Below are 18766 nucleotides of genomic sequence, written 5' to 3'. Positions count from 1 at the left end.
GGTTTTCCCCGGGCCGCCGCCCTATTTAGGCAGTGATCAGCCGGCGTTGATGGCGGACTTCTGCTGCTGCGCCGCCCAGGCGGCGTAGCTGCCGTCGAGTTCGACGACGTCGTAGCCGGCCCGGCGCAGGGCGCTGGCCGCCACGGAGTTCCGGACGCCGCTCTGGCAGTAGGAGACGATGGTGCCCTCGGTGGGGAGTTCGTCCAGGTGCCACATGACGCGGCCGCCGCTGAGCTGGTAGGAGCCGGGGATGTGCCCGGCGGCGTGCTCGGTCTTGTTGCGGACATCCAGCACCATGGCGGCCTCGAAGCCGTCGAGCTCCTCGGGCTGGATCAGCCGCGGGACGCTGATGGGCAGTCCTTCGAGCCGGGTGACGTAGCCGGCGACCTTGTCGATGCCGACGCGGACCAGGTGGTCCCACATCTCCATCGCGGCGGCCTGGTCCGGGGCGAGCAGGACCAGCGGGGCCTTGTCCTGCTCGGGGTCGACCACCCAGGCGCCGAAGCTGGCGGTGGACTTGCCGGCGGGGACGTTGACCGAACCGGTGACGGTGCCCTCATGGACCTGGGCGTTGGCGCGGGTGTCAACGAAGATGACCTTGTCCGCGGCGAGATCCTTGTCGACGTCGGCCGCATCCAGCTCGGCCAGGGGCGCACGCTCACCCATGACGGCGGGGCCTTCACGGTTTTCGCGCTTCATGCGGGCGAAGTAGGCGTGCGCGTCCGGCTGGCCGTCGAGGAGTTCGCTGATGAAGCCCTGCTCGTCGTTGGCCGCCAGGTACGGGCCCCACCAGGCGTAGAGACGCTCGTAGCCCACAGTGGAGGACGGGATGGCGCCGAGGGCCTTGCCGCAGGCACTGCCGGCGCCATGGCCCGGGTGGACCTGGACGTGGTCCGGCAGGGTCAGGAACTTGTCCCGCAGGCTGGCGAAGAGCTGCTTGGCGCCCTCAAAGCGGGTGTCGACGCCTCCGGCGGCCTCGTCGAGCAGGTCCGGGCGGCCCAGGTCGCCGGAGAACACGAAATCACCGGAGAGCAGGTAGCCGGGCCGGTCCGCGAACGCGCCGTCGGTGATGAGGAACGAGAGGTGCTCCGGGGTGTGGCCCGGCGTGTGGAGGGCCTTGACGGTGATGTTGCCGAGGGTGATCTCGTCGTTGTCGTTGAGGCGCTCGGCGTCGAAGCCGTACTGCCAGTCAGCCCCGCCCTCGCCGGAGACGTACGCGGTGGCGCCGGTGGCGGCGGCCAGTTCGCGGGTGCCGGAGAGGAAGTCGGCGTGGATGTGGGTCTCGGTCACCGCGACGATGGTCATCCCGTTGGCTGCCGCCAGGTTCTTGTACACGGCGATATCACGACGGGGATCGACCACCAGGGCCTGGCCCTTTGCCTGGCAGCCAATGAAGTAGCTGGCCTGGGCGAGGTCTTCGTCATAGATGCGCTCGATAAGCATGGGACTCTCTTTCGTCGGCGTCCGGGAGGAGGATCCTCCGGTGGTCTACCCACAACGATAATACCCCCCGGGGTATGTTGCAAGCCTCGCAAATCCGGGCCGTGGGCGCCCGGGATCAAGAGCCCGGACGGCCTCCGGGAGATGGCGGGTAAAGAGATTTCGGCGGGCGGGCACAAAATGGGGGTCGGGCGCGTTGTACCTGAACCAGCAACCAGACAGCAAAGAAAAGAGCACACCCCACGTGGCAACCGACTACGACGAAGTACGCCCCGACGTCGCCGAATCCCGCAACGCTTCCCTCGAAGCCCTGAAGTCCGCCAACTCCCCCGACGCCCGCAGCGTCGTGCTGGAACTCGACGAGGCCGACACTGTCGACGGCGTCGAACTCCCCGGCGCCGACCTTTCGGGCGAGGAACTGATCGTCCAGGTGATCCCGCAGGCCTCCGACGAGTTCACCTGCTACTCCTGCTTCCTGGTCCGGCACCGTTCCCAGATCGCCCGCGAAAAGGACGGTCACGCCTACTGCACCGATTGCGAAGGCTGACGGCGGGCCACCGCCCCACAGGAATACCGGCTAGGCGCCGGGTTCGTCGCGACGGCGGAAAGAGCCCGGCCACTCGGACCGGCGGATCCGCTTAAGTTCCTCAACGGGTCCCGGCATGCCCCATTCGTCCCGGCCCAGCCGGGACAGGGGGCCCAGCCGATCGATCAGCGGATGGTCGCCGGCCAGGACATCCCCGGCCACCACGGCGTGGGTGACCTCCCCGAAAATCAGAACACAATCCCCCATCGGCTGCGTCGCGTGCAGCCGGCACTCGAAAGCCGCGGGCGACTCGGCCACCCGCGGAACGGAGACCGTCCTGCCCCCCTCCCGGGTGAGGCCGGCGGCATCGAACTCGCTGACGTCGGCCGGAAAATTGGTTCCGGTGGCATTGACCTCGGCCATGAGCGAGGCGGGAGCGAAGTTCACCACGAACTCACCGCGCTCCGTGATGTTCCGCAACGTATCCTTCCGGCCCACCGAGGTGAACTGGAGGATGGGTGGCGTCACCGACGCCACCGTATAGAACGAATGCGGCGCGAGGTTGTCCACACCCTCCGCGGACGTGCTGGAGACCCACGCGATGGGCCGCGGCACCACCAGGGCCGTGAGTAGCCGGTAGAACTCGGCGGAGGACAGGTCCGAGGGGCTGAAATCCTTGCGCATGGGCCCAGCCTAGCGAGGCCCGCGCCGGGACCCGGGACGCGGGGCACCGGGGCGGGGTGCCGGCTCGCCGGCGCCCCCACTCCCGCTTAACGGCAGAAATCCGCCCGGGCATCGCGCCCGGACGGATTCCCACCGATCTTCTCTCTTTCGGAACCGTCAGCCGGCCGCCCCTAGCGGGCGGACCAGCCGCCGTCCATGGTGTAGCTCGCGCCGGTGACCATGCCGGCGTCGTCGGAGGACAGCCAGGCCACCAACGAGGCGACCTCCTCCGGTTCCACGAGCCGCTTCACGGCCGCCTCGGTCAGCATGATCTTGGCCAGCACCTCGGACTCGGGGATGCCGTGGACCTTGGCCTGGTCCGCCACCTGCGACTCCACCAGCGGGGTCCGGACGTAGCCCGGGTTGACGCAGTTGGAGGTGACGCCGTGCGCGCCGCCCTCCAGCGCCGTGACCTTGCTCAGGCCCTCCAGGCCGTGCTTGGCCGAGACGTAGGCGCTCTTGAACGGCGAGGCCCGCAGCCCGTGGACCGAGGAGAGGTTGATGATCCGGCCGAAGTTATTCGCATACATGTGCGGCAGCGCGGCGCGGATCAGCAGGAACGGAGCCTCCAGCATCAGGGTCAGAATCCGGCGGAAATCGGCCGGATCAAAGTCCTCGATGGGGCTGATCCGCTGGATCCCGGCATTGTTGACCAGGATGTCGCAGTCCAGGCTGAGCGACTGCAGAGAGTCGGTGTCGAACAGGTCGACGGCCCAGGCGGAGCCGCCCACCTCGTCCGCGAGGGCGGTCGCGGCGGCCTCATTGACGTCGGCCACCACCACCTTCGCGCCGCGGGCGGCCAGGGCGCGTACCGTAGCCGCGCCGATGCCGCTCGCTCCGCCGGTGACCAGGGCCTTGCGGCCGTTGAGTGAGTTTTCCATATACCCAGCCTTCCAGTTCAGAAATTGACGAGTGCTGCAGGTGCTGCTGTCCGGGTCAGCGGACGGAGGCTACGGCCAGGCCTTCACGCTCGGCGTCGGCCCGGTCCACGTCCTCCAGTGCGATGCCCTTGGTTTCCTTAAGGGTCAGCACGGTGGCCGCGGTGATGACGCATGCCACCACGAGGTAGATGGCGGTGGGCAGCCAGGAGTTGGTGTCCTTGAGCCAGGCGGTGGCCAGCAGCGGTGCCAGCGAACCGGCGAAGATCGAGGTGACCTGGGAGCCGAGGGAGACGCCGGCGTAACGCATCCGGGTGGGGAACAGCTCGGCCATCAGGGCCGGCTGCCCGGCGTACATGAAGCCGTGCAGGCAGAGGCCAATGGTCACGGCCAGGACGATGACGACGGCGTTCTTGGTGTCGAACATCGGGAACGCGAAGAACGGCCAGGTGGCGCCGGAGATGGCACCGACCAGGTACACCGGCTTGCGGCCCCAGCTGTCCACCAGGCGGCCGATCTGCGGGATGATCAGGAAGTGCACCAGGTGCGCGATCAGCAGGGCCAGCAGCAGGGACGAGGTGTCGTACTTGTCCACGGTCTTCAGGTAGACGATCGAGAAGCTGACCACCAGGTAGTACATGATGTTCTCGGCGAAGCGCAGGCCCATGGACTGCAGGATGCCCTTCGGGTACTTGCGGATGACTTCGCGGACGCCGTAGCTGGCGGCCTGCTCGGCTTCCAGCTGCGCCTTGGCCTCCAGGAAGATCGGGGCCTCGGAGACGTTGGTGCGGATGTAGTAGCCGACGAAGACGATCACGGCGGAGAGCCAGAACGCCACGCGCCAGCCCCAGCCGAGGAAGTCCGCGGCGCTGAGGGTGTTGGACATGATGAACAGCACCAGGGTGGCCAGCAGGTTGCCCACCGGCACGGCGGCCTGCGGCCAGCTGGCCCAGAATCCGCGGCCCTCGTTGGGGCTGTGCTCGGCGACCAGGAGGACGGCGCCGCCCCACTCACCGCCCAGGGCGAAGCCCTGGATGAAGCGCAGGATAACCAGCAGGGCCGGGGCGAGGTACCCGATGTCGACGAAGCCCGGGAGGCAGCCCATCAGGAAGGTGGACACGCCGATGATGACGATGGTCAGCTGCAGGGTGGGCTTGCGGCCCAGCTTGTCGCCGATCTGGCCGAAGACGATCCCGCCCAGCGGCCGGGCGACGAAGCCGACGGCGTAGGTCAGGAATGCCTGGATGATGCCGTCAAGGTCGTTGCCCGTGGACGGGAAGAAGTACTTGCCGAAGACCAGGGTGGCGGCGGTGGCGTAGAGGAAGAACTCGTACCACTCGACAACGGTTCCCACCATGGAGGCGGCGACGATTTTCTTGAGGCCCTCGCCCTTGCGGGCGGCAGGCGGTGTTGCGGAGCGCTGTTCTACGCTCATAAAAAACTCCTAGGTGTCCACGGCGACACAGTGTGTGGTGCTTACCGTTGCGGTGCGATCAGCTGTGATGCACGGCACTGAAAATGGGCTTCATCGAGTATCGCCGCAGATTCGCCGCCGCTCAATGGCCAAACCGGCACGATATGTGTGCAGAATTGCAGATATGAATCTCAATCCGGACGACCTTCTGGTTCTTCTGGCCGTCTCCCGCTCGGCGAAATTCACGACGGCGGCGCAGTCCCTGGGCCTGAACCACACCACGGTCTCGCGCCGGATCGCCGCCCTGGAGAAGGCGCTGGGCGGGCGGGTCCTCTCCCGCGCCGCGGGCGGCTGGGCGCTGACGGACCTGGGCGCCGCCGCCGTCGCCGTCGCCGAGGAGGTGGAGGGCGCCGTGCGCTCCCTCGAGGAACCGGGGAAGACGCCGGACCCGGTGACCGGCGTCGTCCGGATGACCGCGACGGATGCCTTCAGCGCCTACATCGCCGCCCCGGCGGTGGCGAAGCTGCGCCGCCGGCACCCCGGGCTGAGCGTGGAAATCATCACCGTGACCCGGCGGGCACTGCAGCAGCGCTCCGGCCTGGACATCGAGGTGGTGGTGGGCGAGCCGCAGGTGCACCGCGCAGAGGCCTCGCGGCTGGGCGAGTACATGCTGGGGATGTACGCCTCCCGCGATTACGTGGCCGAGCACGGGACGCCCGCTTCGCTCGCCGAACTGGAGAGCCACCCGCTGGTCTACTTTGTCGACTCGATGCTGCAGGTGGATGACCTCGATGCCCCGCGCAGGCTGGTGCCGACCATGCGCGACGGGCTCAGCTCGACCAACGTTTTCGTGCACATCGAGGCCACCCGGGCCGGCGCCGGGGTGGGGTTCCTGCCCTGCTTCGCCGCGGACCTGCACCCGGACCTGGTGCGGCTGGTGCCGGACCAGGTCGCCGAGATGCTGCCCTACTGGATGGTGCTGCGGCCCGATTCGCTCCGCCGGCCCGCGGTGGCCGCCGTCGTCCAGGCCCTCCGCGAGGGGACGGACGCGCACCACGACGCGCTGATGGGCCGCGGCACGGGCCGGGCTTAGGGCTGCGCCGGGCTCTCCGGCTGGGCTGGATTCTCCAGGGAGGCGGGGGCGGCGTCGTGCCGGACGGCCGCGCCGGCGGCAAAGGAGCGGACCCGAGCGTCGTCCCACAGGTGAGCCGGCACGCCGCCGCCCAGCAGCCGCCGGGCCAGGCCCGGATCCCCACCGAGCGGTTCGTCGCTCCCGGCGATGATCATATTGCCGTAACGCCGCCCCTTGAGCATGGCCGGGTCGGCGATGATGACGGTGTGCCGGAAGGCCCCGGCGATGGCGGCCGCGTCCTCGCGGGCGTTGGTCAGCGCAGGGGCGTCCCCGGAGTTAACGACGTAGACGCCGCCCGGGCCCAGGAGACGCTTGGCATGGCCAACGAACTCGGCGGTGGTCAGCGGCCGCGGGGTCTGTGAGCCCGCGAAAACGTCCCGGATGATCAGGTCCCGGGTTTCGGGCGTCAGCGATTCGGTGACCTCCCGGGCCTCCCCGACCCGGAGCCGCAGCAGCGGGGCCTTGGGCAGGTCGAACCAGCCGCGGACGTATTCCGCCAGCTTGCCATCCAGCTCCACCGCCACCTGCCGGGCCTCCGGGTAGGCGGCATGGACGTAACGGGCCAGCGAGCACGCCCCGCCGCCCAGGTGCAGCGCACGCAGCCGGGGCGAGGCCGCCGTCGGCCAGCGGGACTCGGCCAGGGCGGCAATCCAGCGCATGTATTCGAAGTCCAGGAACAACGGGTCCGCCAGGTCGATATGGGAGCTCATCACGCCGTTGATGCGCAGCAGCCAGCCGGTGGAATTGTCCTGGTCCGGAACGAGTTCGCAGTCTCCGGTATCGATGGTGTAGACACCCGCCACGGGCCCGGTTTTACCCGCCCCCCTTGCCGTGTCGGGGGCCCCGGAACCGGCCTGCCGCCCCTGCGTTTCCTCGGCCGCGGCGGCTCCGCGCCGGGCGGCCCTGCCCTTCTTCGCCATCAGCCGTCAGCCCTCTCGCCCATGCCCCAACCCTATCGGCCCGTCCCGGACCAAGTCCCGGGCGGCCCTTGTGAATGGAAGCAAAGTTTGCTTACTATTTGTTAGTAATCATGCTTACTATTCGGGTTCCGGAGCTGCCGCACGGCGGCCGGGCCTCAGATCTAAAAGCGGATCTTCAAGGAAAGAGAGCGACGATGACAGAGAACCAATGGCCCCAGGACGGCACCTACGGCACGCCGGGTGACGCGCAGGACGAGCTGCGCCCCCGCACCACGTTCCCATCGGCGGCAAACTCCGGCACGGAGCATGTCAGCACGGAGCATGCCGGCACGGGTTACCCCGCGACGGAGTACCCGGCTGCAGGGACCACCGGCGGTTACGCTGGCGGACAGGCGTCCTCCGGCACCGGCTCCTTCGACACTGACTCCTACAGCACCGACTCGTACAGCACCGGCGGAACCGGAACGTCGTCCAAGACCGACGCGGCCAAGGATGAGGCCGCTGAGGTCAAGGACCAGGCCGTTGACTCGGCCCAGAACGTCGCCGAGACCGCCAAGACCGAGGCAGCCAACGTCGCCTCCGAGGTCAAGAGCAACGCCCGCAACCTGCTGGACCAGGCCCGAACGGACCTCACCGAGCAGGCCGGCAACCAGCAGCAGAAGGCAGCCCAGGGCCTGCACTCGATCTCCAGCGAACTCCACACCATGGCCCGCGCCTCTGATCAGCCCGGCGTAGCCACCGACCTGGTCCGCCAGGCCGCCGAGCGCTCCGCCTCCGTCGCCACCTGGCTCGAGAACCGGGATCCGGGCTCGCTCCTGACCGAGGTCAAGTCCTTTGCACGCCAGCGTCCCGGCGCCTTCCTGCTGGCAGCCGCCGGCGCCGGCATCCTGGCCGGACGCCTGAGCCGCAACCTCAGCGCTGGTGCCCCGGATCAGTCCGCCAACGGCTCCGCCGGCGCCGCCTCCCGCGCACCGCAGCCCGTCACCCGGGTGCCCGATGCCGGCGTCGCGGTTCCGCCGCCGCCGGTGCAGTACCCGGAAGCCACCACCGCCGCCACCGCGGACACCTACCCGCCCAACCCGTTGGAGGGATCCGGCGCCCACGCCGGGACTTGGGCTGAGGACCCGCTGGAGGCGGATCCGTACCGCGTCGATCCCGGCGTCGACCCGGACCGTAAGGACCCGTTCGACGGCGGACGCCGATGAGCACCGAGATGCCGCTGGGCGCACACGCCCAGGCCGCGGACGCGCACGTGAAAGCGGAGACCACCTCGCTGGGTGACCTGCTCGGCGACGTCACCCGCGATCTTTCCACCCTGATGCGCCAGGAACTGGAGCTCGCAAAGGCCGAACTGAAGCAGACCACCAGCCGGGCCGGGAAGGGCAGCGGAATGCTGGCCGGAGCCGGCGTGGCGGGACACTTCGTCCTGCTGTTCCTCTCCCTGGCCCTCTGGTGGGGACTCGGGACCCTGATGGGGCTCGGATGGGCCGGCGTGATTGTCGCCGTCATCTGGGGCATCATCGGCGCGGTCCTGGCCTCCATTGGCCGCAAGGAGCTCAAGGCGATCAAGGGTCTCCCCCAGACCGCCGAGACCATCCAGGAAATTCCCCCCACTCTCAAGCCCAGCCACTAAAGCGAGGAAAGACAATGAGTCAAAACCCGGATGCCATCCGTGCCGACATCGAAGCAACCCGCGCGCGGCTCGGAACCAACGTCGACGCCGTAGCGGACAAGGTCACCCCGTCCAACATCGTCCAGCGCCAGACCGACAAGGTCAAAGACGCGGTCTTCGGAGCGAAGGAGAAAGTCATGGGAGCAGCCGACCACGCCGGCAGCAGCACCGGAGCACACTTCAGCGACGCCGGCTCTGCCGTCTCCGACGCACCGCACCAAGTGAAGGCCAAGACCCAGGGCAGCCCGCTTGCCGCAGGCCTCATCGCCTTCGGCGCCGGCCTCCTGGTCTCCGCCCTGATCCCGGCCAGCCAGAAGGAACGGGAGGCCGCCGATGCACTGAAGTCTGCGGCCGAGCCGCTCACCACGGAACTCAGCCAGGCGGCCCAGCACGTGGCCGAGGGACTCAAGGAACCCGCCCAGGCAGCCGTGGAAAACGTCAAGGCCACCGCCACCGACGCCGCCCAGAACGTCAAGGGCGAGGGCCAGACGGCCGTCGCCGACGTCAAGGACCGCGCCGCCGACGCCAAGGACAATGTCCAGCAGGCCTAGCCTGACCCGGATGGCGGCCGGCTGCCCCCGCTGACGCGGAGGCAGCCGGCCGCTGCGCTTAACCACGAAAGAAGATTCCGATGGCCAAGAACCTCACCCAGGCGCACACTGGCTCCATGGACGACGCCGAGACCGCCACCAGCAGCACCGCCAAGGCCCGCACGTCCCCGTCTCCTGAGGACGCCCGCAAGCCGGACCGCCCCACCGACGTCACCAAACCCTCCTGGAAGTACATCGCGCGAAAAACCCTGCGCGAGTTCACCAAGGACCAGTGCCCGGACCTGGCGGCAGCGCTGACCTACTATTCGGTGCTCTCCATCTTCCCCGCCCTGCTGGCACTGGTGTCCCTGCTGGGGCTCTTCGGCGACGCGCAGAAGACCACCGGTGCGCTGCTGGACATCGTCCAGCGCATCGCGCCGGGCCAGACCGTCGACACGATCCGCCCGCTGATCCAGGACCTGACAAGTTCCTCCGCGGCCGGTTTCACCTTCGTCATCGGCCTCCTAACGGCCATCTGGTCCGCCTCCGGCTACGTGGGCGCCTTTGGCCGCGCCATGAACCGGGTCTACGAGACGGATGAGGGCCGGCCGTTCCTGAAGCTGCGCGGCACCATGCTGGGCGTCACCGTGGTCAACCTCCTGCTGGTGGTGGTCATCGCCGCCATGCTGGTCCTCAGCGGCCCGGTGGCCGAATCGGTGGGTAACCTGATCGGCCTGGGCGGCGCGTTCCTGATGGTGTGGAACATCGCCAAATGGCCGGTCATGCTGATCCTCCTGATCGTTGCGATCGCCATCCTCTACTACGCCACCCCCAACGTGAAGCAGCCCAAGTTCCGCTGGTTGAGCATGGGCTCGGCGATCGCCCTGCTGGTTTTCCTGCTCGTCTCGGTGGCCTTCGGCTTCTATGTGGCCAACTTCAGCAGCTACAACAAGACGTACGGTGCGATCGGCGGCATCATCGTGGCGCTGCTCTGGCTCTGGATCCTCAACATGTCGCTGCTGTTCGGTGCCGAATTCGATGCCGAAACCGAGCGCGGCCGCGAACTGCAGGCCGGGATCGAGGCAGAGGAAACCATCCAGCTGCCGCCGCGGGACACCAAGAAGAGCGACAAGCTGCAGGCCCAGGAGGAAGAGGACATCCGCCGCGGCCGGGAGCTTCGCGAGGAGCACGCCCGCCAGGCGTCTGAGGAGCAGGCCGCGGGTCACGGCACCGGTCACGGGTCTGACGGCCGCCGCGGGGACAAAAGCCCCTAGCCTCCGCTCGGGCGGGCGGTCTGTACTGAGTTGAAGCCGCACTGCTGGGGTGCCGTCCGCCTACCCGGGAGGATCCATGCCGGCAGCCGCAGCAGGCCCGCGCGCCGCCGTCGTGGCCGGTTATGACGACTCCGATTCCGCCCGGCTGGCCGTTCGCTGGGCGGCCCGGCACGCCGCCGCCGTCAAGCGCCCCCTCGAGGTGGTGCACGCCTGGGTCTGGCCGGTTTTCACCTCCAACCTGGGCCCGGTCGGCGGCGTGGCCGGCAGCGGGCTGCGGCACGCCGCAGAGACCATCCGCGACTCCGGAGCGGCCATTGCGCGAGCCGCCGCCCCCGGCCTGACGGTCACCGCCCGGATGCTGCCGGGGCTTCCGGCCCAGGTGCTGCAGGACGCGGCCCGGGGGGCGGCACTGCTGGTGGTGGGCAGGCAGGGACTCGGCGGCGTGCTGGGCAGGATCGCCGGCTCCGTTTGCGCCGACCTCGCAGCCTCCGCGCCCTGCCCACTGATGGTGGTCAGGCGGCTCACCCTGCCGGGCCAACCGGTGACGGCCGCCATCGACGCCGACCCGGCACGGACCGCCGTCGTAGCCCAGGCCGCGGCCCTCGCCGCCGCGACGGGCACCGGCCTCGAGATTCTCCACGTCGCGCCGGAGCGCGGCGCCCGCCGGGCCGGGGACGCGTTCCTAGCGGACGCCGTCGCCGAGGCCCGCTGCCTGGTCCCCGGGCTGGACGTCACCGGCGCCCTGATCCCCGGGCGGCACGTGGCCCGCGAGCTCTCCGCCGCTGCGGCCAGGGCCGACGTCCTGGTCCTGGGGACCCACCACCGCGGAACCGGCCCGGGGAACACCGTGTCCGCGGTCCTGAACCAGGCACCCTGCAACGTCCTCATTATCCGGAAAGACCCATGCGCGCCTGCTGGGTAGGCCGGCCCGGGCCCGCGGACACCGGTCCGCTGGTGGCCGGCGAACGGCCCGACCCCGTCCCCGGCCACGGTGAGGTTCTGGTCCGGGTGCGTGTCTGCGGCGTGTGCCGGACCGACCTGCACCTGGCCGAGGGGGACCTGCCCCCGCGGCGGCCCAGCGTGGTGCCCGGGCATGAGGTGGTGGGCGACGTCGTCGCGTCCGGACCGGGGGCGGACCGGTTCCAGCCCGGCGAGCGCGTGGGGGTCGCCTGGCTCGGGGGCACCTGCCGGGTGTGCCGGTTCTGCGTCCGCGGGCAGGAGAACCTCTGCCTAACGCCCACCTTCACGGGCTGGGACCGCGACGGCGGCTACGCGGAACTGGTGACCGTGGCCCAGGATTTCGCCTACCGGCTCCCCGAATCCTTCCGGGACGAGGAGGCCGCCCCGCTGCTGTGCGCCGGGATCATCGGCTACCGGGCCCTGCTGCGCGCCGACCTTCCCGTGGGCGGCCGGCTCGGCATCTACGGCTTCGGTGCCTCCGCCCACCTTGCCGCGCAGGTGGCTCTCTACCGGGGAGCCAGCGTCTATGTCATGACCCGCTCCCCCGCGGCCCGCGCCCTCGCGCTGGAGCTGGGCGCCGTGTTCGCCGGCGACGCGGACGAGCCGCCCCCGGATCCGCTGGATTCGGCCATCCTGTTCGCCCCGGTGGGAACCCTGGTGCCGCCGGCGCTGCGGGCGCTGGACCGCGGCGGCACCCTCGCCGTCGCCGGCATCCACCTCAGCGACATCCCCGCCCTGAACTACGCCACCGAGCTCTTCCAGGAACGGCAGCTGCGCAGCGTCACCGCCAACACCCGGGCCGACGGGGAGGAGTTCCTCCGGATCGCCGCGGAGATCCCGCTCAGGCCCAGCACCACCGCCTACCCGTTCGAGGAAGCCGGCCGGGCCCTCCGGGACTTGGCCGCGGACCGGGTAACCGGCGCCGCCGTCATTCGGGTGAGGGACTGAGCGCCACCGGCGGCGGGCCGGGCGCACAGTGCGCGAGGAGCCGTCATTGCTCCGCCCGGAACTCGTGCCGCTGCCCGGCCTGCAGGAACACCTCCTGCTGCCCCACCCGGACCAGCACCGGCGCGGCGTCGCCCGGGGCGGCGGTGACGGCCAGCCGCCCCGGTTCCAGGTGCACCGCCAGCAGCTGGTCCCGGTAGCGGACCTTAAAGCCGAGCCGGCGCAGCTCGACCGGCAGCCGGGGCGTGAAGGTCAGCGCGTCGCGGGTGATCCGGAGGCCCGCGAAGCTGCGCTGGACGACGTCGATGGTTCCCGCCATCGCACCCAGGTGGATGCCCGAGCTGGTGGTGCCGCCCTGGGTGTCGTCGAGGTCGGCGTCGAGCGCCTCCCGGAAAGTGGCCCAGGCCTGCTCAGGGTCCCGCTGGGCCAGGACCGAGGCGTGCGCCACCCGGCTGAGGGTGGAGCCGTGCGCGGTGCGGGCCAGGTAGTAGTCCACGGTGGCGGCCAACTGCTCCGGGGTGACCGGGTAACCGAGCCGGGCCAGGAACCCGGTGAGCTGGTCCTCGCCCAGGACGTAGAAGAGCATCAGCACGTCAGCCTGCTTGGCCAGCCGGTAGCGGTTGGGACTGTCCCCCTCCGCCTCGAGGATCAGGTCCAGGCGTTCGATGTTCCGGTAGCGGCGGCGGTACCCGGCCCAGTCCAGCTCCCGGAGCTCGCCATAGCCGGCGAACTGGCTGATGATGCCCTCGCCGTGGAAGGGCACGAACATCCGCCGGCTCAGCCGCGCCCACCGGGTGATCTCCGCCGTCGTGATCCCCAGCCGAGCCTTCAGGTCCTCCATGTCAAAGCCCCTGACCGAGCGCATAATCCATTCGGCCTGGTCGAAGACCCAGGCGGCCATGACGTTGGTGTAGGCGTTGTCCGCCAGGCCCGCGTCCGGGTGCTCCGGGGGGCCGGTGTGGTACTCGTCCGGGCCCATGACGCCGCGCAGGTGGAAGCGGTCGTCCGCGGGGTCGTGCTCGGCCATCGACGCGAACAGCCGGGCCACCTCCACGATCAGTTCGGCGCCGTGCTGGGTCAGCCAGCCGCGGTCCTGGGTGGCCTCGAAGTACTGCCAAGCGTTGTAGGCCACGGCCAGCCCCACGTGCCGCTGCCGGTGGGAGTAGTCCGGCAGCCAGTGGCCCGACAGCCTGTTGTACAGCAGGCTGGGGGTCTGTTCGGTGCCGTCGCTGCCGCTCTGCCAGGGGAACAGGGCGCCGGAGAGGCCAGCCGCCCGGGCCGCGTCCCGCGCCGTCCCCAGCCGGCGCCACCGGTAGTCCAGCAACTCGCGGGCCAGGGACGGCAGCCGCGAGTTCAGCACCGGCAGGACGAAGAGCTCGTCCCAGAAGACGTGCCCCCGGTAGCCCTCCCCGTGCAGGCCGCGGGCCGGGACGCCGGCGTCCAGCTCGGCGGTGTGCAGTGTGAGGGTCTGCAGCACGTGGAAGACGTGCAGGTTGAGGATCAGCTGGGCCTGGGAGGGGGCGTCCGAGTCGATGATGAACGGGGCCAGCAGCAGGGACCAGGCCCGCTCGTGGTCGGCCAGCAGTTGGTCGAAGGTGCCGGCGCGGGCCAGCACCGCCTGCGCTCCCGCCAGCGGCGAGGACACCGCGTGGTCCCGGGAGGTGGCCACCGCAACGGTCTTGGTGACCGTGACCGGGGCTCCCTCCCCCACGGCGGCCTCCAGGCGGTGGGCGTAGAGGCCGGCGGACTGGTGGTAGGCGGTGTTCGCCGGGCCGGAGGCCTCGGTGCGCAGGGCCAGCGCGATCCCGATCCGGCTGCGGCTGGTGCGGACCTGCACGTCGAGGCCGACGGCGCCCGGGCCGGGTGCGTTGGCGGGGTTTTCCACCGCCTGCACCCCGGTCAGGTGGCGCTGGGCGAGGCCGGCGTCCTCGGGGACGTTGGCGTTGCGCACCGCGGTGTCGCAGCCGCTGCTGATGCTGATCCGGCCGCTCCAGCCCTCCGCGCTGATAACGGTCTCCAGGGCCGCGAGGTGCGGTTCGGCCATCGACACCAGCCTCCGCTGCACCACCCGCAGCCGCCGCCCGGCGTCGTCCTCCAGGTCCGCCTCCCGGGTCAGCAGCGCACGTTTCAGGTCCAGGGTGCGCCGTTCCCGGCGCAGCCGCAGCCCGCCCTCCGACCACCACGGCCCGTCCTCGATCCGCAGGTCCAAGTGCAGCCAGTCCGGGATGTTCACCATGTGCTCGTCCGTGGTCCGCTGGCCCTCCACCGTGCTGGTGAGCCGGTTGTACACCCCGGCCAGGTAGCTCCCGGGGTAGTGGATGGGGCCGGCGCGCTGTTCCGGGGCCGTCCCGCGGGTGGCCAGGTAGCCGTTGCCCAGGGTGGTCAGCGCTTCCCGGTGCCCCTCGTGCGCCGGGTCGAAGCCCTCGTAGACCAGCAGCCAGGGGTGGGTGATGACCAGGCCGATGTCCAGTTCGCTGACGTCCTCCACCACGATGTCCGCGCCGGCGGCCTCCAGGTCCGCGCGGTGGCCGTCCCGGTCGATGCCGACCACCAGCCCGAAGCCGCCCCGGCGTCCCGCCCGCACCCCGGCCACCGAGGCTTCGATCACCATGGCCCGGCGGGGCGGGATGTCCAGCTTCCGGACCGCCTCCAGCGGCAGGGCGGGGGCGGGTTTCCCCGGCAGGCCCCGGTGCGCGGCGGTCTGCCCGTCGGCGATCTGGTCGAAGGCGCCGTCGAGTCCGACGGCGGCCAGCAGCGGTTCCGCGTGCGGGGCGGAGGTGGCCAGCAGCACCGGAACGCGGCCGGCCCGGAGCCGTTCCAGCAGGGCGACGGAGCCGGGGTAGGCCCGTGGCGGGTCGGCCGCCAGCGCCGCAGCGAAGAGCTGGTCCTGCCTGGCGCCCAGCCCCGCCGCCGTCCACTCCCCCGGCGGGTCGGCGGGGTGTCCGGCCGGCAGCGCCGCACCGCGGGAGGCCAGGAAGTCCGCCACCCCCTCGGCGGGGGTTCGGCCGTCCAGATAGGCGGTGAAGTCGGCGCCGGTGGGCGGGCCGCGCCGGGCGGTGGGCGGCAGCCGGGGGTCACGCAGGACCTCGTCCAGCAGGATCCGCCAGGCCGCGGCGCGGTGTTCGGCGGTATCCAGCAGCACGCCGTCGAGTTCGAAGACGACGGCGTCCACCGGCGCCAGTGCTGCGGCGACTGTGGGCGAGACCGTCATGCGCTATTCGTACCAGCCTTCCCGGGCGTGCGACAGGCCCGCGTCACGGTCAGCGGTGCACCTCATCGGCACCGTCAGCGGAGGAGGGCATCGAGGGTGGTGAAGCCGTAGCCCGCCGCCCGGAGCCGCGCGATCAACTGCGGCAGGGCGTCGGCGTCGAGGGTGCTGCCGTCGTCGGGGTTGGAGCCGATGTGCATCAGGACAATCTCGCCGGGGCGCAGCCCGGCGAGGGTCCGGTCCAGCACGGTCTGGACGCTGATGCCGCCGCTGGTTCCCTTCCAACCCTGCGTGTCCACGGTCCAGCGGACCGCGACGTAGCCCAGGGCGTTGACGGCGGCGATGGTGCGCGCGTCCCGCTCGCCAAAAGGGAACCGGAACAGCGGCCGGGCGGTCCCGCCGGCGGCGCTGATGGCGGCCTCCGCGCCGGCGAGCTGCTGGGCGATCTGGGCGTCGGTCAGGCCGGTGAAGCCGGGGTGGGTCATCGAGTGGTTGCCGATCCGGTGCCCTCCGGCCACGATCGCGGCCACCCCCGCCGGATTGCCGGACGCCCACGCGCCGGTGAGGAAGAACGTCCCCCGCACACCCGTCGCGGAGAGGGTCTGCAGGATGCTGGGCAGCCCGGCGGAGTTGGCCCCGGCGTCGAAGGTCAGGGCGACCACCGGCCCGGCGCCGGGGATGACCTCGACGTCGGCGCCCCGGAGCGCGGCCGGAAACGGGTCCGCGGGCGGGGCGGGCGGTTGCGGTGGCTCAGGTGCCGGTTCGGGCGGGGCGGAAGGCTGGGGTGCCGGTGGCGCGGGAGGTATGGGCGGCGCGGGTGGCTCCGCGGCGGGCGGCGCCGGTACGCCCGGCTCAGGCGCGGCCGCCGTCGTCGTGGCCGGTGACGGGGCCGCCGTGGTCGTGGCCTCGGACGGTGACTCCGTGGAAGCGGAGGACGACGGCGGCACGGACAGTGTGGCCGGGGATCCGCCCTGCGGGCCCGAACCCCGCGGCCCCGAGGCCAGCAGCACCGCTCCGGCCACCGCGGCCGCCACGAGCAGGACGGCGAGCACCGCCGCCAGGAGCCGGCGCTGACCGCCGACGGGGATCGACCACATGCCCCACCGTGACCCCGGATCCGCTGCCCGGGATAGGGCTCAAAGACCCCTCCAACGGCCCCGGAAACCCGCCGTCCCCGGGCAGTAGGATGCTGGAAGAGGCACATCCCGGAATCGGCGCTGAGGCAAGGCAGGACCCCCGTGAAAACTCTCTTCCGGTACCCGCTGGTGGCAGGCACCCTGGCCGTCCTGCTGGCCGTGATCCTGCTGCTGGTGTCCGGCCAGGAGGGCATCGCCCGGTGGACCGCCAGCCTCTACGCCCTGGCCGTCGCCGCGTACCTGGCGGTGGGCATGGTCCGCCGGCTGATGGGCGGCACCTGGGGCATCGACATCCTGGCCGTGACCGCGATCGTCAGCACCGTGCTGGTGGGCGAGTTCGTCGCCTCCATGATCATCGTGCTGATGATGGCCGGCGGCACGGCGCTGGAGGACTTCGCGGCGGGCCGGGCCAAGGCGGAACTGACCGCACTCCTCGAACGCGTCCCGCAAACGGCGCACCGCGAGCGCGCCGGTGTGGCGGCGGACGGCACCCACGGGGATGGCAGCCTGGCCGACGGCCAGCACGAGGATGTGGCCGCCACCGACGTACGGATCGGCGACATCCTGCTGGTCCGCCCCGGCGAGGTGGTTCCGCTGGACGGGGTCCTGCTCTCCGACTCCGGCACCTTCGACGAATCGTCCCTCACCGGAGAGAGCCTGCCCGTGGAACGGGCCGCCGGGGAAAACCTGATGAGCGGATCCCTGAACGGCGAGGCGGCCATCAGGATGCGCGTCACGGCCCGGATGGAGGACTCCCAGTACAGCCGGATCGTGGCCCTGGTCCGGGAAGCCGCGGAAAGCAAGGCGCCAATGGTCCGGCTGGCCGACCGCTACGCCGTCCCCTTCACGGGCCTGGCGTACGTGCTGGGCGCCGTCGGCTGGATCATCAGCGGCAGCCCCGCCCGCTTCGCCGAGGTGTTGGTGGTGGCCACGCCCTGCCCGCTGCTGATCGCCGCGCCGGTGGCGTTCCTGGGGGGGATGAGCCGGGCCGCCCGCGGCGGGATCATCGTCAAGTACGCCGGGGTGCTGGAGCTGCTGGGCCGGATCCGCACCGCCGCGTTCGACAAGACCGGTACACTGACCTACGGCCGGCCGGCGCTGGTGGAAATCCGCACCACGGGCACCCTGGACGAGGACGAGGTGCTGCGCCTGGCCGCGTCCGCGGAGCAGTACTCCTCCCACGTGCTCGCCGCCTCCGTGATGGACGCCGCGAGGGCCCGGGTGCTGGGCTTCCACAGCGCCTCCGAGGCCACCGAGTACGCCACGCACGGCGTCCGGGCCCGGCTGGACGGGCGGGACGTGGTGGTGGGGAAACCGAATTTTGTGGCCGAAGCGGCCGAGGGCGTGGTGGAGACGGATCTGGTGTCCGGGCAGCTGGGCATCTATGTGGGGGTGGACGGAAAATTCGTCGGCTGCCTGGTGATGAGCGACCCACTCCGGGACGAGGCGCGCCGCACCCTGGGCGAGCTCCAGCACCTGGGTGTCACGCAGACCGTGATGCTCACCGGCGACGCCCTGGCCACCGCCGAGCACATCGCGGACGCGGCCGGCCTCACGGACGTCCGGGCCGAGTGTTTGCCCCCGGACAAGGTGGAAGCGGTGCGGTCCCTGCCGCTGCGGCCGGTGATGATGGTGGGCGACGGCGTCAACGACGCCCCCGTCCTCGCCGTCGCCGACGTCGGGATCGCGATGGGCGCGCGGGGTTCGACGGCGGCTGGCGAGTCGGCCGACGTCGTGATCATCCTGGATGACCTGTCCAAGGTGGCCTCGGCAGTGCGGATCGGCCAGCGCACCGTGAAGGTGGCGCTGCAGAGCATTTGGATCGGCATCGCGATGAGCGTGGCCCTCATGGTGGCGGCCGCCGCGGGCTACGTCCCGGCGATCGCCGGTGCCCTGTCCCAGGAGGTGGTGGACCTGGCCACCATCCTGAACGCACTCCGGGCGCTGAGTGCGGGCCGGAACCCGGCACCGGGGATGGGCACGGGGACGAAGGGACCGTAGAAAGCGC

16 protein-coding genes are annotated in these 18766 nt (G+C 70.9%); 9 read left to right on the top strand and 7 right to left on the bottom strand.

The features are described from left to right. Positions 1-36 precede the first annotated feature (36 nt). Positions 37-1443 (bottom strand): rhodanese-like domain-containing protein, encoded by a 1407-nt coding sequence (locus ACFUCU_RS05885; RefSeq protein WP_377971315.1) that lies wholly within the window; start codon positions 1441-1443, stop codon positions 37-39. A gap of 241 nt (positions 1444-1684) precedes the next feature. On the opposite strand from ACFUCU_RS05885, the gene ACFUCU_RS05880 reads away from it, so the two are divergent. Then, positions 1685-1987, top strand: coding sequence for a DUF4193 domain-containing protein (locus tag ACFUCU_RS05880; protein ID WP_290256887.1), 303 nt, complete (start codon positions 1685-1687; stop codon positions 1985-1987). A 30-nt stretch (positions 1988-2017) separates the two neighbouring features. Here the strand turns inward: ACFUCU_RS05880 and ACFUCU_RS05875 are convergent, their stop codons facing one another. From ACFUCU_RS05875 to ACFUCU_RS05865, 3 genes are all read right to left on the bottom strand, one after another. Beyond that, complete coding sequence (locus ACFUCU_RS05875; protein WP_377971313.1) at positions 2018-2650, bottom strand: flavin reductase family protein; 633 nt, start codon at positions 2648-2650, stop codon at positions 2018-2020. A gap of 170 nt (positions 2651-2820) precedes the next feature. Beyond that, complete coding sequence (locus tag ACFUCU_RS05870; RefSeq protein WP_364136176.1) at positions 2821-3570, bottom strand: 3-hydroxybutyrate dehydrogenase; 750 nt, start codon at positions 3568-3570, stop codon at positions 2821-2823. Positions 3571-3625: 55 nt separating this feature from the next. Beyond that, on the bottom strand, positions 3626-5002 hold the full coding sequence (locus ACFUCU_RS05865; protein WP_377971311.1) for an MFS transporter: 1377 nt from the start codon (positions 5000-5002) through the stop codon (positions 3626-3628). Positions 5003-5165: 163 nt separating this feature from the next. Here ACFUCU_RS05865 and ACFUCU_RS05860 point away from each other — a divergent pair, with 163 nt between their 5' ends. After that, positions 5166-6074: a LysR family transcriptional regulator gene (locus ACFUCU_RS05860; RefSeq protein ID WP_377971309.1), complete on the top strand. Its 909-nt coding sequence runs from the start codon at positions 5166-5168 to the stop codon at positions 6072-6074. On the opposite strand, the gene ACFUCU_RS05855 is transcribed toward ACFUCU_RS05860, so the two are convergent. Beyond that, positions 6071-7033 (bottom strand): spermidine synthase, encoded by a 963-nt coding sequence (locus tag ACFUCU_RS05855; protein WP_377971308.1) that lies wholly within the window; start codon positions 7031-7033, stop codon positions 6071-6073. The genes ACFUCU_RS05860 and ACFUCU_RS05855 overlap by 4 nt on opposite strands. A gap of 194 nt (positions 7034-7227) precedes the next feature. On the opposite strand from ACFUCU_RS05855, the gene ACFUCU_RS05850 reads away from it, so the two are divergent. The 6 genes from ACFUCU_RS05850 (at position 7228) to ACFUCU_RS05825 (ending at position 12417) form a co-directional block, all read left to right on the top strand. Beyond that, positions 7228-8238, top strand: a complete 1011-nt coding sequence (locus tag ACFUCU_RS05850; protein ID WP_377971306.1) for a hypothetical protein — start codon at positions 7228-7230, stop codon at positions 8236-8238. Beyond that, a complete protein-coding gene (locus ACFUCU_RS05845; protein WP_290256895.1) occupies positions 8235-8666 on the top strand; it encodes a phage holin family protein in 432 nt (143 codons plus the stop codon). Before ACFUCU_RS05850 ends, ACFUCU_RS05845 begins: the two co-directional genes overlap by 4 nt. A 14-nt stretch (positions 8667-8680) precedes the next feature. Continuing rightward, complete coding sequence (locus tag ACFUCU_RS05840) at positions 8681-9256, top strand: DUF3618 domain-containing protein (RefSeq protein WP_377971303.1); 576 nt, start codon at positions 8681-8683, stop codon at positions 9254-9256. A gap of 80 nt (positions 9257-9336) precedes the next feature. Continuing rightward, entirely contained in the window at positions 9337-10509 is a 1173-nt protein-coding gene (locus ACFUCU_RS05835) for a YihY/virulence factor BrkB family protein (protein WP_377971301.1), read from the top strand. Between the two features lie 76 nt (positions 10510-10585). Continuing rightward, positions 10586-11431, top strand: coding sequence for a universal stress protein (locus ACFUCU_RS05830; protein WP_377971299.1), 846 nt, complete (start codon positions 10586-10588; stop codon positions 11429-11431). Next, positions 11413-12417, top strand: coding sequence for a zinc-dependent alcohol dehydrogenase family protein (locus tag ACFUCU_RS05825; RefSeq protein WP_377971297.1), 1005 nt, complete (start codon positions 11413-11415; stop codon positions 12415-12417). The genes ACFUCU_RS05830 and ACFUCU_RS05825 overlap by 19 nt, the downstream gene beginning before the upstream one ends. A 43-nt stretch (positions 12418-12460) precedes the next feature. Here the strand turns inward: ACFUCU_RS05825 and ACFUCU_RS05820 are convergent, their stop codons facing one another. Beyond that, positions 12461-15625 (bottom strand): HAD family hydrolase, encoded by a 3165-nt coding sequence (locus ACFUCU_RS05820; protein WP_377971295.1) that lies wholly within the window; start codon positions 15623-15625, stop codon positions 12461-12463. 74 nt (positions 15626-15699) lie between these two features. Further along, positions 15700-16719 carry a polysaccharide deacetylase family protein gene (locus ACFUCU_RS05815; protein ID WP_377971294.1) on the bottom strand — a complete coding sequence of 340 codons (1020 nt, stop codon included), beginning with the start codon at positions 16717-16719 and terminating at the stop codon, positions 15700-15702. A gap of 141 nt (positions 16720-16860) precedes the next feature. Here ACFUCU_RS05815 and ACFUCU_RS05810 point away from each other — a divergent pair, with 141 nt between their 5' ends. Beyond that, entirely contained in the window at positions 16861-18759 is a 1899-nt protein-coding gene (locus tag ACFUCU_RS05810; protein ID WP_377971292.1) for a heavy metal translocating P-type ATPase, read from the top strand. Positions 18760-18766 lie beyond the last annotated feature (7 nt).

Source organism: Arthrobacter sp. NPDC057259 (genome assembly GCF_042668995.1).
GTDB lineage: Bacteria > Actinomycetota > Actinomycetes > Actinomycetales > Micrococcaceae > Arthrobacter.
This window is presented reverse-complemented; position numbering and strand designations above follow the sequence as displayed.

What these genes read in the sequence shown, in the direction of transcription:
- ACFUCU_RS05885 (WP_377971315.1), bottom strand. Translation starts at nt 1,443, where the DNA reads ATGCTTATCGAGCGCATCTATGACGAAGACCTCGCCCAGGCCAGCTAC.
- ACFUCU_RS05875 (WP_377971313.1), bottom strand. Translation starts at nt 2,650, where the DNA reads ATGCGCAAGGATTTCAGCCCCTCGGACCTGTCCTCCGCCGAGTTCTAC.
- ACFUCU_RS05870 (WP_364136176.1), bottom strand. Translation starts at nt 3,570, where the DNA reads ATGGAAAACTCACTCAACGGCCGCAAGGCCCTGGTCACCGGCGGAGCG.
- ACFUCU_RS05865 (WP_377971311.1), bottom strand. Translation starts at nt 5,002, where the DNA reads ATGAGCGTAGAACAGCGCTCCGCAACACCGCCTGCCGCCCGCAAGGGC.
- ACFUCU_RS05860 (WP_377971309.1), top strand. Translation starts at nt 5,166, where the DNA reads ATGAATCTCAATCCGGACGACCTTCTGGTTCTTCTGGCCGTCTCCCGC.
- ACFUCU_RS05855 (WP_377971308.1), bottom strand. Translation starts at nt 7,033, where the DNA reads ATGGCGAAGAAGGGCAGGGCCGCCCGGCGCGGAGCCGCCGCGGCCGAG.
- ACFUCU_RS05850 (WP_377971306.1), top strand. Translation starts at nt 7,228, where the DNA reads ATGACAGAGAACCAATGGCCCCAGGACGGCACCTACGGCACGCCGGGT.
- ACFUCU_RS05845 (WP_290256895.1), top strand. Translation starts at nt 8,235, where the DNA reads ATGAGCACCGAGATGCCGCTGGGCGCACACGCCCAGGCCGCGGACGCG.
- ACFUCU_RS05840 (WP_377971303.1), top strand. Translation starts at nt 8,681, where the DNA reads ATGAGTCAAAACCCGGATGCCATCCGTGCCGACATCGAAGCAACCCGC.
- ACFUCU_RS05835 (WP_377971301.1), top strand. Translation starts at nt 9,337, where the DNA reads ATGGCCAAGAACCTCACCCAGGCGCACACTGGCTCCATGGACGACGCC.
- ACFUCU_RS05830 (WP_377971299.1), top strand. Translation starts at nt 10,586, where the DNA reads ATGCCGGCAGCCGCAGCAGGCCCGCGCGCCGCCGTCGTGGCCGGTTAT.
- ACFUCU_RS05825 (WP_377971297.1), top strand. Translation starts at nt 11,413, where the DNA reads ATGCGCGCCTGCTGGGTAGGCCGGCCCGGGCCCGCGGACACCGGTCCG.
- ACFUCU_RS05820 (WP_377971295.1), bottom strand. Translation starts at nt 15,625, where the DNA reads ATGACGGTCTCGCCCACAGTCGCCGCAGCACTGGCGCCGGTGGACGCC.
- ACFUCU_RS05815 (WP_377971294.1), bottom strand. Translation starts at nt 16,719, where the DNA reads ATGTGGTCGATCCCCGTCGGCGGTCAGCGCCGGCTCCTGGCGGCGGTG.